Origin of the sequence: Dendronalium sp. ChiSLP03b (assembly GCF_034531165.2) — a bacterium.
Classification (GTDB): Bacteria; Cyanobacteriota; Cyanobacteriia; order Cyanobacteriales; family Nostocaceae; genus Dendronalium; species Dendronalium minutum.
This window is the reverse complement of sequence record NZ_JAVRBR020000017.1, coordinates 1-12,963: the sequence shown is the minus strand read 5'-3', so window position 1 is coordinate 12,963 and position 12,963 is coordinate 1. Positions and strand designations below refer to the sequence as shown.

Annotated in this window: 15 protein-coding genes; 11 read left to right on the top strand and 4 right to left on the bottom strand. The window is 42.8% G+C overall.

Features of this window, described 5'->3' with window-relative positions; all coding sequences use genetic code 11:
• Window positions 1-37 precede the first annotated feature (37 nt).
• The 6 genes from RMY31_RS04510 to trpD all read left to right on the top strand — a co-directional run bounded on the left by RMY31_RS04510 (window position 38) and on the right by trpD (window position 5,200).
• Window positions 38-1,138: a hypothetical protein gene (locus tag RMY31_RS04510; RefSeq protein WP_322658186.1), complete on the top strand. Its 1,101-nt coding sequence runs from the start codon at window positions 38-40 to the stop codon at window positions 1,136-1,138.
• 52 nt (window positions 1,139-1,190) lie between these two features.
• Window positions 1,191-1,484, top strand: coding sequence for a hypothetical protein (locus RMY31_RS04505; RefSeq protein ID WP_322658187.1), 294 nt, complete (start codon window positions 1,191-1,193; stop codon window positions 1,482-1,484).
• Window positions 1,485-1,880: a type II toxin-antitoxin system VapC family toxin gene (locus RMY31_RS04500; RefSeq protein ID WP_322658188.1), complete on the top strand. Its 396-nt coding sequence runs from the start codon at window positions 1,485-1,487 to the stop codon at window positions 1,878-1,880. It begins immediately after the preceding gene.
• A gap of 219 nt (window positions 1,881-2,099) precedes the next feature.
• A complete protein-coding gene (locus RMY31_RS04495; RefSeq protein ID WP_322658189.1) occupies window positions 2,100-2,984 on the top strand; it encodes a UbiA family prenyltransferase in 885 nt (294 codons plus the stop codon).
• 180 nt (window positions 2,985-3,164) lie between these two features.
• The gene (locus tag RMY31_RS04490; protein WP_322658190.1) at window positions 3,165-4,043 is read left to right on the top strand and encodes a DNA adenine methylase; all 879 of its coding nucleotides are present in this window, start codon (window positions 3,165-3,167) and stop codon (window positions 4,041-4,043) included.
• Window positions 4,044-4,132: 89 nt separating this feature from the next.
• Window positions 4,133-5,200: an anthranilate phosphoribosyltransferase gene (gene trpD, locus RMY31_RS04485; RefSeq protein ID WP_322658191.1), complete on the top strand. Its 1,068-nt coding sequence runs from the start codon at window positions 4,133-4,135 to the stop codon at window positions 5,198-5,200.
• Here the strand turns inward: trpD and RMY31_RS04480 are convergent.
• Entirely contained in the window at window positions 5,130-6,182 is a 1,053-nt protein-coding gene (locus RMY31_RS04480; RefSeq protein ID WP_409877319.1) for a TIGR02281 family clan AA aspartic protease, read from the bottom strand. The two genes, trpD and RMY31_RS04480, sit on opposite strands and share 71 nt — an antisense overlap.
• Before the next feature lie 283 nt (window positions 6,183-6,465).
• On the opposite strand from RMY31_RS04480, the gene carA reads away from it, so the two are divergent.
• From carA to RMY31_RS04455, 5 genes are all read left to right on the top strand, one after another.
• On the top strand, window positions 6,466-7,632 hold the full coding sequence (gene carA / locus RMY31_RS04475) for a glutamine-hydrolyzing carbamoyl-phosphate synthase small subunit (RefSeq protein ID WP_322658193.1): 1,167 nt from the start codon (window positions 6,466-6,468) through the stop codon (window positions 7,630-7,632).
• A gap of 195 nt (window positions 7,633-7,827) precedes the next feature.
• Entirely contained in the window at window positions 7,828-8,196 is a 369-nt protein-coding gene (locus RMY31_RS04470; protein WP_322658204.1) for an STAS domain-containing protein, read from the top strand.
• Window positions 8,197-8,925: 729 nt separating this feature from the next.
• The gene (locus tag RMY31_RS04465; protein WP_322658194.1) at window positions 8,926-9,417 is read left to right on the top strand and encodes a Mini-ribonuclease 3; all 492 of its coding nucleotides are present in this window, start codon (window positions 8,926-8,928) and stop codon (window positions 9,415-9,417) included.
• An 81-nt stretch (window positions 9,418-9,498) separates the two neighbouring features.
• On the top strand, window positions 9,499-10,452 hold the full coding sequence (gene rlmB, locus RMY31_RS04460) for a 23S rRNA (guanosine(2251)-2'-O)-methyltransferase RlmB (protein ID WP_322658195.1): 954 nt from the start codon (window positions 9,499-9,501) through the stop codon (window positions 10,450-10,452).
• 94 nt (window positions 10,453-10,546) lie between these two features.
• Window positions 10,547-10,849 (top strand): DUF1816 domain-containing protein, encoded by a 303-nt coding sequence (locus RMY31_RS04455; RefSeq protein WP_322658196.1) that lies wholly within the window; start codon window positions 10,547-10,549, stop codon window positions 10,847-10,849.
• Between the two features lie 164 nt (window positions 10,850-11,013).
• Here RMY31_RS04455 and RMY31_RS04450 read toward each other — a convergent pair whose 3' ends face one another.
• From RMY31_RS04450 to RMY31_RS04440, 3 genes are all read right to left on the bottom strand, one after another.
• Window positions 11,014-11,868, bottom strand: coding sequence for an alpha/beta hydrolase (locus RMY31_RS04450; protein WP_322658197.1), 855 nt, complete (start codon window positions 11,866-11,868; stop codon window positions 11,014-11,016).
• Window positions 11,868-11,990, bottom strand: coding sequence for a hypothetical protein (locus RMY31_RS04445; RefSeq protein WP_409877315.1), 123 nt, complete (start codon window positions 11,988-11,990; stop codon window positions 11,868-11,870). Before RMY31_RS04445 ends, RMY31_RS04450 begins: the two co-directional genes overlap by 1 nt.
• Before the next feature lie 133 nt (window positions 11,991-12,123).
• Window positions 12,124-12,753 carry a CAP domain-containing protein gene (locus tag RMY31_RS04440; RefSeq protein WP_322658198.1) on the bottom strand — a complete coding sequence of 210 codons (630 nt, stop codon included), beginning with the start codon at window positions 12,751-12,753 and terminating at the stop codon, window positions 12,124-12,126.
• Window positions 12,754-12,963 lie beyond the last annotated feature (210 nt).

The following is a 12,963-nucleotide window of genomic DNA, read 5'->3' as shown; positions in this document are numbered from 1 at the left end:
CTGCGTCTTTGCGTGAGAGAAAGAAAAGGTGATATTCATGCAGCATCTACGTCAACTATTAGAGATAGAAAACTCAGAGTTGGCTAAACTACTACGGTTTAGCCTGTATGGGCTAGAGGCTACTTTAGATAAGGCTCGCACAGAGTTGCCACTAGACCCAGGAGCTAAAGTCTGCGACGAGGTGCTGCAAGAACTCCAAAGCCTGTTGCAATCTAAAGAAAACTCTAGTTTTGAAGATAGAGAAGATGAATCAGATAAGTTAAAACTAAGTCGTCTCCAGGACGCTTTTGATTTCGATCCAGAACTCACTCATTATCTGGGAAATTCTCCACTGCAAAGCCATACAGACTCAGATTTGTGGAACGAAATTCAACGCAAGCTACTACGAGTCCCAGAGGAACTGGCTGAGTCTTGGCGACAACGCGCCTTGGATTTAGCACAGAAAGTCGGTGCAATAGAGGATAATTCAGATTTGTATCAACTTCCCTTTATTCGGGATGAAATTATTTATCCAGGACTCAAGGGTACTGTCAAGGCTAAGGGATTGTGTTTATCGAAACAAGCATTCTTAAAGTCTGAAATTACCCCAAATAATGAATCTGGAGATTTGTATTTACTCGCTGGATTTTTAAATTTATATATTAAATTTATCGACATCGAGCCTGATTTATATCATGCTTTAAAGAGTCTTTTTGGCTTCGATGTTATCTCGTTACATAGCAAACCAGAACAGCGATCGCAATATATTGAGGCTTTAAGCGATCGCTTCCTCCGCACCCAAAAAGCTGAGAAGAATGGCGATCCGCTGTCAACTCTACGTGCTTGGATTGACATGGATGAAGCCATACACTCCTTAATATTTGTCCCACCAGCTGAACGCTATTCTTGGTGGGGTAAGCTACAACAAGAATCACGACGCATACTCAAAAAAATCGCTGATAAGACAATTAATGCAGGTCATGATGTGCGAATTCGTCAATTATCAGGACTTTATGCCGATATTTGTGCTTTGTCAAAAGATGACCTGCAACTAGACTGTGGCGGCGTTCCTGGAGAAGTGTTGACTTGTCTTCGGGTTTATGCGCGAATTAATCAAGAAGAGTCTCCGGGACGTGTAATATTCCGTTCATCACGGTAGTTTATATTAATATTGAAATCGCCATTAATCATAGTAGCTAAGGTGTAGTGCAGTGAGTCGGGTTTTAAGCTTGGAATTAAGTGATGAAGCTTATGCGGCTTTGCAGCAACAAGCCGAGGTTGCAGGTGTATCTCTTGCAGAATGGGTAGCTACTTCTCTAGAGCAGCAGTATGGTTCTGTAAGATATAAAAAGTTGCAAATTGAACCAGAGAAAGAAGCAGCCCGCCAACGCTTCCGAAGCCATGCTGGAGCAGTTAATCTGGGTTATGCAACAGGAGCAGACAATGAAAGCATAGATGCTGATTTGGCCAGAGCATACAGTAATAACCATCAGGAAATGACTTGAGTGCTGCTTGATACGTCTGGGCTACTTTGCTATATCCACAGTGGTGAACTACAACATCAAAAAGCAGTTGAGTTTCTAAATAGTGCGAGTAGAAGCTTAACTCATAGCTATGTTTTAGCAGAATTTGTTGCACTAGCTCAAGTTCGTTGCTTTCCGCGTTCAGCAGCACTAATCTTTATTATTGATTTGTTAGAAAATCCAGATATCGAGACAGTATGGGTCAATGAGTTGTTGCATCGAGAAGCAGTTGAACTACTAATGGCAGGACCAGACAAGACCTACTCTCTATGTGACGCTGTTAGCTTTGTATTGATGCGTCAGCGTAGTGTCACTGAGGCGTTGACAACCGATCGCCATTTTGAGCAGGAAGGCTTCCGGCGTTTGTTATTACCCTAAGTGTAGTGATCGCACTTCATATCGCTTATCAACATTGCTCAACCAGGGTGGGTTATCACTACTGGCTGATACTTTAATATTGATACCAAAACTGAATAAGTAATATTGTTAGTACAGCATAGATACAGCAATGAATATTGACTTACTGGGATATCGTCAGAAAATAGGCATGGGTCAAGTACAGGTTGCAAATATCCTGGGTATCTCCCATGAAGAAGTTTGTCTTTACGAGAAACTCAGCAGAAACGCGATAAGGTAAATCAAAGTATCCGTGAGTTACAACGAAATAGCAGAACTTCCTTTCAAAAGTATACAGAGCAACTTTTAACTGTCGATACCGTCGAAAAAATTATCCGCAATCTGTACGATGACAAAAAAGAGGCAAAAGAAGGTCTTGCTGGTTATCTAGTTGAGAAGCTTCAATATGAGGCAGAACAGATAATCAAAGTAAATTCTGATAAATTGACACTTTCAATTGAAGCTTTCCTCGGCTCATACCAAGAGACTTTACTTAAACTACCAAACTTAGATGTATCCATCGGAATACCCTTCGATGCTAAAGGAGCTTTTCTAGACGGACTTGCAGGACTAACTAGCATCGGCGCTTTATCTGCTTGGGCAGCAGCACTGGGAAATCTTGGCGGTTATATCCTAGTAGCAAAGTTAGTTAGTCTTTCGTCAGCGCTTGGCATTAGTATCGGTGGTGGAACTGCTGCGGTAATTTCCTTTGTAGCGGCTATTGGTGGCCCAATAGTGCTAGGTGTCGGTTTAGCTGTTGCATTAGCTTTTGCTGTGTGGAGCTTAATTGGAGAATCTTGGCAGAAGCGTTTAGCAAAGCAAATCATTAAATATTTTGAAGAACAGCGTGTGAGTGATAAATTCACAGATGGAATTGATCAGTTTTGGCGAGATACAACTAAGAGTTTTGAGAAAGGCGCTAACGCAGTAGAGGCAGACTGGGACAAATATATTGAACACTTGCGTCAGATAACTTCACCTACAACAGAATCAAAAGACCGCATTGAGGAGATTATCAAAATGTTGGAGGCTGGTCAAAATTTTTTCGCCGAAATTCCTTGGGCAAATATTAATCAGCAATGTTAAATAATAGCGTGTTCTACCTAAGAGAAATTGTTGTTTTTTGGTAGTATGGCTTTTATACTCATATACACTATAAAGTCCTCAAAAGAGGACTTTTATTATTACCCTATAATTTTATTTGATTGCAAGCAAAGCCTGTAGTATAAGATATTATTGAAAATATTTTAATTATTCCTGTAAATCATGCTCAAAAGCCCACTACGCTATCCTGGTGGTAAGTCAAAAGCAATAAATCAAATAGTCGAATACTTGCCAGATAATTTTTATGAATTTAGAGAACCTTTTGTGGGTGGTGGTTCTGTATTTATCTATTTAAAGCAAAAGTTTCCTAATCTAAAGGTTTGGATTAACGATTTAAACCGCGAACTATTTCTATTTTGGAAGTTCGCTCAATCTGACATAGCTCAGTTAGTTAAAGAAATTCGTCAAATTAAACTTAAATATACAGATGGCAAATTACTATTCGTAGAATTAGCTACTGCAAATGTGAACAATTTATCTGATTTTGAAAGAGCAGTGCGTTTTTTTGTCCTCAATAGAATTACTTTTTCAGGAACTGTAGAATCAGGTGGATTTTCTCAAGAAGCTTTCCATAAACGATTTACTGATTCTTCAATAGAACGTTTAGAAAAATTAGAAAATATTTTAGTAAAAGATGTCAAAATTACTAATTTAGATTACAGTTACCTATTGAAAGAAAAAGGTGAAAATGTATTCTTATTTTTAGACCCTCCTTATTTTAGTGCTACTAAATCAAAGCTATATGGTAAAGATGGTGATTTGCACATATGTTTTGACCATCAGAGATTTGCTGAACATTTAAAACAATGTCATCATCGTTGGCTAGTCACTTACGACGACTCGCCGCAAATTAGAGAAAATTTGAAATGGGCTAATATTTCAGAGTGGGAATTGCAGTATGGCATGAATAACTATAAGCAGAGTGGTGCTGCTAAGGGAAAAGAGTTATTCATTACTAACTATGAAGTGCAACGAAAGTTGGCAGAAAAAGCAACAAATAAAAACCTAGCTAACCCGATTCAGTTGAACCTTGAGATTTAAACCTAACTTTGATAGCGGTCAAATTTCCGGTAGGATAGCTGCCATGCCCTTCAAGGTAGCTACACTCTCAACACACACGAACCTTAGCTATGACAACTTCCCCAATTCCTGCTCAAGAATCCTCTGCTAGCTGGTATATTCTGCTGCAACAATTAATAGACGGTGAATCATTATCCCGTACTCAAGCTGCTGAATTGATGCAAGGGTGGCTGAGTGAAGCGGTTCCCCCAGAGTTATCAGGAGCGATTTTAACAGCGCTGAATTTTAAAGGCGTTTCTGCCGATGAATTGACTGGTATGGCTGAAGTATTACAATCCCAATGTTCACCACTCAGCACTCAGCACTCAGCACTCAGCACTCTAATAGATACCTGTGGCACTGGTGGAGATGGGTCATCAACCTTTAATATTTCCACAGCGGTGGCTTTTGTTGCTGCTGCCTATGGTGTACCTGTTGCCAAGCACGGTAATCGTTCGGCATCAAGCTTGACGGGAAGTGCGGATGTCTTAGAAGCCTTGGGAGTAAACTTGAATGCCTCTAGCGAGAAAGTACAAGCAGCACTACAAGAGGTAGGAATTACCTTTCTGTTTGCTCCTGGTTGGCATCCAGCCCTTAAGGCAGTTGCCTCGTTGCGACGGACTCTAAGAGTGCGGACTGTCTTCAACTTACTTGGGCCTTTGGTAAATCCCTTGCGTCCAAGTGGCCAGGTGGTAGGGCTATTTACTCCCAAACTTTTGGCAACTGTTGCCCAAGCGTTACACAATTTGGGCAAGCAAAAGGCGATTGTCTTGCATGGGCGAGAAAAACTTGATGAAGCTGGTTTAGGAGATTTAACTGACTTAGCGGTGTTATCTGATGGTGAGGTACAGTTAACAACTTTGAATCCGGAAGAGGTGGGTTTAACACCTGCGTCTATAGGTATGCTCCGGGGTGGGGATGTGCAGGAAAATGCCGAGATTCTCAAAGCGGTGTTGCAAGGTAAGGGAACTGTTGCCCAGCAAGATGCAGTGGCATTAAATGCGTCGTTAGCGCTGCAAGTAGCAGGTGCGATGCCATTGCTGAATCATGCTCAAGGCGTTAGTGTGGCTAAGGAGATTCTACAGAGTGGTACTCCTTGGGCAAAATTGGAGCAGCTAGTCCAGTTTCTGCGGAATTAATTTCCGATCGCGATTGCGGGCGAAATTCTACGACATTGCGTTTGATGGTAACATCGTAATTACCAAAAAAGTCATGTCCCAAAAGTCCAGTCTCTAGTTCTGTACCTGCGATCGCAACTGGTACTTTATTTACCACTACCCCACCAACTGCTATCGAATCGAGATAGCCTACTGGAAATTCCACAGCTCTAGAACTGGCAGTGTTAGCCTTAGCCCTCCCCACTGGTACTACCCCCAAGGCAACAGCCATCTGTTGGGTAATTACCGTACCACTGGCTCCTGTATCCACAATCATGTCAAACTGTCGCTGACCATTAAAAGTCACTTCCACAATTGGCGTGCCACCAACGCGCCGTTTAATAGGAGCGACAAATACCTCTTTGTCTGGATTGAACAGTTCTGGTGTGGGAAAGAGTGGTTTTGTCGGTGGCAATTTTGCTTGTGCAGGTTGAGGTACGGGTATAGTCAAGTTGGGTGCAGTTGCTCCTTGAGGAACGACAACGACTACCCTTTTGGGTTGTGCCTCTAATGGCGAATGACGGTTAGCAGTAGCTTTTTGTCGAGCATACTTGACCTGACGTTGGTATTCGGAAATTTTGGCTTGGGCGATCGCAAAATCTGAACTTTGTCGCCGCACTTTCTTCATCAGCGCAATCGCCTCCTGGAATTGACTTCTTACCAAATTCCAATCATCTGGGGATTGAGCAGATTGGCTGATACTCTCAGCTCCTGCGGCTTTATCTAAACCTTGTTCAAAAGAACTTGGTGTAAATTCCGACGGTGGCAGAGTTTCCGGTTCTGGGATAGCCGATGATGCTGCTGGTTCAGTAGCAGGTGGTACTACCGGATTGTCACTAACTACAGACTCTTGAGTGCGAAGAATTGCACTAGTCTGTTTTTCTTCACTACAGGCAACACCCAAGACTGCTAAGGCGCTTGAAAGAAAAATCAGGGCTGCACGAGATAAAAAAGGCTGAAGCATAATTAATTTCGATTTTAACTGCCCAAGGGATTGCAAATCCACTGTCGCCATCGATTTCCTTATACAAATTTTGCACGTTCTGTTTTTAATTTTTACTTAATTTCCTTGAGAGCGCTGAATTTCTGAACTCATGGGATAATTAACATTCGCAGTATTAACTAAACTAAATACTAAAGACTGCTCACAGTTAACTGTTGATTGGGGACTAGAGACTGGGGACTTGGAAAATCTTTCCCAATACCCCATCCCCAATCCCCAATACCCAATCCCTAATCTATCGCTTATGACCTTGACTGACGCAATACCTGCTCTACTTGTCTTAGCAGATGGCACCGCTTATCGCGGTTGGTCTTTCGGTGCGACGGGAACCACAATCGGGGAAGTGGTATTTAACACTGGCATGACCGGATATCAAGAAGTGCTGACCGATCCTAGTTACTGCGGTCAAATTGTTATTTTTACTTATCCTGAATTGGGTAATACAGGTATCAATCCTGAAGATGAGGAATCAGAGCGGCCCCAAGTGCAAGGGGCGATCGCTCGCAATATTTGTCATCAACCCAGCAACTGGCGCTCAACACAATCTTTGCCTGGCTATCTCAAACAACACCAGATACCCGGTATCTATGGCATCGATACCCGTGCCCTCACCCGCAAAATTCGGATGTTCGGAGCCATGAATGGTGGCATTTCCACAACGATTTTAGATGAGGCGGAGTTGCTAGAGCAGGTGCAAGCTGCTCCCAACATGGCAGGATTGAATTTGGTACGCGAAGTCACTACCCCCAAAGTTTATGAATGGTCAAATCCCACAATTCCAACTTGGGAATTCAACTCTCAATCCGTGGCAGACCATGAGGAATCTTTCACCGTGGTTGCCCTTGACTTTGGCGTAAAACGCAATATATTGCGTCGCTTGGCAAGTTATGGTTGTCGAGTGATAGTTGTTCCTGCTGATACACCACCAGAAGAAATTCTCAATTACAATCCAGATGGTATTTTTCTTTCCAATGGGCCTGGCGACCCGGCGGCAGTCATCGAGGGCATTGAAACTACCAAGACGTTGCTTCAAAGCCAAAAACCTATGTTTGGTATTTGTATGGGACACCAAATTTTGGGTCATGCCCTTGGAGCAGAAACCTTTAAACTCAAATTTGGTCATCGGGGTTTAAATCAGCCTGCGGGATTACAACAAAGGATAGAAATTACCAGCCAAAACCACAGTTTTGCGCTCGACCCAGATTCTTTACCTGCGTCAGTTGTGGAAATCAGCCACTTAAACTTAAACGATCGCACCGTAGCCGGGGTACGTCACAAGTCTCTGCCCATATTCTCCGTACAGTATCACCCAGAGGCCAGTCCTGGCCCTCACGATGCTGATTACTTGTTTGAAGAGTTTGTGCAAGCAATGCGAGCAGTTCGTCAAGCGGCAACAGCCAAGGTGAGTTAAAAATGAAGATGAGGGAGACGAGGAAAATGGGGAACAAGCCTTCAATATAGTCTTTTTCTCCTCCGCCCCCCTTCCCCTGCCTTCCCTGCTCCCCCTGCCTCCCCCTGCTCTCTTCTCTCCTACCCCGGCAGGTTGTAGACAACATGCACAAAAACCATCTATACTTGAGCGTTCACTTTTAATGATGAGGAGGGAATTATTGCTGAGCCACTTAATCTAACCGTGAGCCTGAGAGGCACTCGTGAAATCCGGGATAACTGTCAGCTATTCCGCCTCACAGGTTTGTTAGATGCTTTTTCTGAGCCGACGTTTCGCAAGGTACTTGGCCAAAAAATTGACGAGGGTCCAAAGCACATTATTCTGGATCTCTCACAAATTGACTTTGTTGATAGCTCTGGCTTGGGTGCTTTGGTGCAGCTAGCCAAGCAGGCTCAAACCGCCGATGGCACCTTGCAAATTGTCACTAATGCCCGAGTAACTCAAACGGTCAAGCTTGTTCGCTTAGAGAAGTTTCTCTCGCTGCAAACCACAGTTGATGCAGCTTTAGAAAACATCAACAAGTAGCATTGATCGCTTGACTGGAGAGATAAACTTAGCTATCCATATGCTTACTCGGGGTAGCTTAATTTGTATAAGCACTGGCAGACAACCTCTCTCCTCGTGAGAGAGGCATACAAGCCAGCAGATATCATATCAACGATATTGTCCAAGAAAATTAGTATATCTCAATTTGAAAAAATAAAATATTAATACAACCAGTAAAAATCTGTGTAGCCTTTAGCTAAAATTGAAAAAAGTTGGTTTTGAGGAATATATAACTAGAAGTTATCGATAAAATATTAAGCAGGGAAAGCAAAAAGCTATGTGAATTTTCCTCCTGCACGGTTGCTGTTATATGAGACTACAATACATTTTTCAAGGTAATCTTAGCATTTTTCAGGCATCAGGCACCGCTGAAAATTAGCGATCGATTTGGCAATTTGTCACTATTAGCACCCTCTAAAATTTAATATTGATTTTATAGATACCTTCTAGCAAATTTATCCTTTCAGTTTAGGGGATATTTGATACTTCAAAGCATAGCTTATCAAGTCAATGAAACCATGCAGATTGTACACAAATAAAATTAATTTTCAGTGCAAACTAGCAATCGAAAAAGATAAAAAAAGATAAAATTATTAAGTGATTTTGATAGTATTGTTTATGCTAGGTACACCAGCATGGCATGTTAAGGAAAAATAAATCTCTCCGAAGATGCCCCCCAAATATAGCCCAATAAGGAACGATCAACTTGTGAAGTCAAAGGAGGAAGAATTATTAAGCGGACAAGATGAAGTTCCTCAGACGGATTCATCTTTGACCCCAGCATTCTTGGCAACTACAGCGCAATTACCCCAAAAGATTTCCCAGACACAACTGCAACAAATTTCTCCTGCTGCTTTAGCATATATAGGAGATGCGATTTATGAACTATATGTTAGAATGTTCTATTTACTGCCGTTGCAGAGGACAGAAACATACCATCATTTAGTAGTGGCACAGGTAAGAGCGGAAACACAGGCGCTACATTTGCGATCGCTGATTCCTCATCTGAAGCAAACCGAATTAGAAATTGTACGGCGGGGCCGTAACGCTGCCACAAGACGCACAAAACGGGTCGATCCCGAAATTTATCAACAAGCAACTAGTCTAGAAACTTTAATTGGCTACCTGTATCTCACCGATTCCCAGCGCTTAACCGAACTGTTGCAAAAACTTCATTTAGAGAAACAGTGTGAAACTTAATCTCATGGCGGGATCGGTAGTGTAGTCCTGGTAAATTCCAAGAATCGGGAAGCCCACCCACAAGCTATACCCAAAACTTATATGCCGAATAAACCAAGAAAAATCAAGACTTCTGGCGAACCAAATCGTGGGCAACCCCTTAAAATAAAGGGCAAGAGTGTAGTTGCTGATTCTCTTCCCACTCCCCGACACAGGGATGGGGATAGTAAACCACGCCCCCAGCGTAACTTCTCTCATCCATCTCCATCTCCAAAACCCACAGAAGATAGCGATCTCATCTACGGTCGCCATCCAGTGTTGAGTGCCTTGGAAAATCAACGCGGTCTAAACCGCATCTGGATTACCTCCCGCCTGCGTTACGATCCCCGCTTTCATCATCTAATTCTCCAAGCTAAGGACAATGGCACAGTAATTGATGAAGTAGAACCTAAGCGCTTAGACCAAATTACCAACGGGGCCAATCACCAAGGTATAGCGGCACAAATAACCCCCTATACCTATATCGAATTACCAGATTTGATTGCACAGACGAAATCACTCACCGATCCCGTAATTGTCGTAGCTGATGGGATTACCGATCCCCACAACTTAGGAGCAATTATTCGCACTGCCGAAGCAATAGGCGCTCAAGGATTGGTAATTCCCCAAAGGAGGGCAGCTGGTATTACTTCCACAGTCGTGAAAGTGGCAGCAGGTGCTTTAGAAAACTTTCCAGTAGCTAGAGTAATCAACCTCAGTCGCGCCTTGGAAGAATTGAAAGAAGCTGGCTTTTGGATTTATGGTACTGCCGCAACAGGCAGCGAACCCCTGCATTCAGTCAATTTCCGCGGCCCTATCGTTTTGGTAGTTGGCTCTGAAGGTGAAGGTCTAGGTATGTTAATACAACGCTCCTGCGATGTATTGGTATCAATTCCGCTGCTGGGTAAGACCCCTAGCCTGAATGCCTCAGTAGCTGCGGGCATGGCGCTTTATGAGATTTATCGCCAGCGGTCGTTAAACACTTTGTACTTAGATAAATTCAAAAAACCTCTTTGAAAAATAAGAGGAAAAGAGTATAAAGAAATGTAAAGCAAAAAAACAGCAACATATCGTTTAACACTCAGTACCATTTGATAAATCAGCAACAACCATGAAAACAATTTGGGATAACCTGAAGGAAAGTTTGATTAGCACATTTAATAGTCTCGGCTTAGCTTGGTGGGTGGAGATTGTGACACAAAATCCCCGTTGCACCTACTACTTTGGGCCATTCATTAATTCTTCTGATGCCAAAGTGGCGCTCAAAGGATATGTAGAAGACCTAGAGTTAGAAGGAGCTCAAGGAATATTGGTGAACGTGAAGCGCTGCAAACCAAATACCTTGACAATTGCTGAAGACTTGGGGGAAAGGATTGACCGCAAAGTAAAGCCTGTCTTTAGCGGTCAGATGTAAGTAAGGCAAGAGTTAGTTGTCAGTGGTGAACCAGTACGGTCTTGGGGATTTTCCCCATGAATAATTGGCGTTAGCGACGTTAGGAGCGTCACCCGTACTGCTAAAACAGAACCCGCAGGGTATGGTCAGTGGTCAGTGGAAAAACAACTGACCATCACTGACTATTAATTACTTATTACCTGTGGATGGTCTTCTAGCCAACGGTCAATGTCACTCAGTACCTGCTGGGGGATCTCCCACGGGAAAAGATGAGCGGTATTGGAATAACACTGCCACTGACTATTTTTCAGGTATCGAGCAGTCTCTAAACTAGACTCAACTGTGATGTGACGGTCTTGGACACCAGCAAGTACCAAACTAGGACAGTGAATTTGCTGTAAGTCTGTAAGTCGGTCGTAGCCAGCGCGAAGGGCAGTATAGAGAGCGCGAGTAGCATTAGGGGAGGTTTGCAAATAAGCTGGCATAGCTTCCTTGGCAATGTAGCTATAAGCAGTAAGTGTATGTTGTTGAATAAGGTAACGAAAAAGCGATCGCTTGCCAAAAGTTTCTATATTCCACTGCCAACTCGGATTAATAGAGTTTAAAAGTGCAGCAACGCCAGTATAGAGATTATCTTGCCAAGTTATTGGGGGATGATTGCCACGCGGTCTCGCCGCAGTAGCCACCAAAATCATCCCAGTGATGCGCTGTGGCAGGCGTAGTGCCAATTCCATAGCTAAAATCCCACCAAGTGACCATCCTAGTAAGAGACATTTTTCAATTTGCAAGCGGTCTAATAGCGTCTCTAAGTCAGCCAAATGGTCGGTCATTTCAAACTTTCCATTAAAGCGACTTTGACCGTATCCGCGCAAATCTGGGGCAATAGTTTGGTAGCGTTTTGATAAATGATTGGTAAATACAGAAAGACTACGACCAGAACCAGGATGACCGTGTAAGGCTAAAATCGGGAATCCTTGACCTTGGACATAGACGTTAAGACGTGCAGCATCAGCTGAGATATGACTATGGCGATCGCTCATTACTTGCCGTTCTCCTGTCTACCAAACAAATGTTCTACGATTCTTTGAGTCTCTGTTCTCAAGTCTCTAATTTCTTTCAACTCACTTACAATCGCTTTAATCCGGTCTAGCCTTTTTGTCATCGTAGTTTGCTATGTCCTATTTCTAATTGTGTCATACAGCTAAAGGCGAAGCGGTTTAACAATAAGTAGGTAGACGTAATGAAATATAAGATAAAACCTTTTTTTGTAGTAAGCGATTTATCTAGTATCAAACCTACTTTTCTATATATCCTCCAGCATAGGTAATCACACACATCTGTCTGTATGTGGCGTGAATACCAAAAGCGACTCCTGCAACTTTAAAAGCTGGGTTAAAAATATTGTGGCGATGACCGCGTGACGGTACTCCATCATCAATAATCAACTGCATGATAATATCTTGGGCTGTACTAGAACCATAGCTGATGTTTTCGCCAGCAGTGACTTGCCAACTGCCATAGCGGCTGATGCGAGTGAAGGGATCGCCACCATCGCTACCATCGTGACCTGTTGTACCTTTTAAACCTTGGTCTTTGACATGATCCCTAGCACCCAAAGACATACCTTGAGATACGGTTAAAGATCCTACAGGACGGGCTGACTTGAGAAATGCGATCGCTTCATCAACTGCTTTTACTCCTTCTTGAGTTTGTAAGTAAACGTAATCAGAGATTTTGACTTGTTTGCCATGAAAGCGCTGGCGATAATTTTCCAGAATTTGAAGATATGCAGTAGGATTTGTCCGCACTTTGTTCATTTCTGCGATCGCCTGTTGCTCTAACGAAGAAAGGATATTCCCTTTTACTAATTTTTCTGCACCTGTTTGTGGAATTTCCGACGATTTCCAAAATGGTAGCTGACGCATTAATAACCTCATAAATTAGAAGCTAGATTAAAGATGACACGGGGATGGGGGAACGCAGAGAATCAAACACTTCAAGGGGCGACAAGCAAGTTAAAGTGCTTGCTGTATAAGCTTCATAGCTCTTAAACCTCGCTGATAATATGCCTGCTTATTGCGAATAGAACCGACCAGTTCCTCAACCCATGCTTGGCATGAATGCCAAGCAACTAT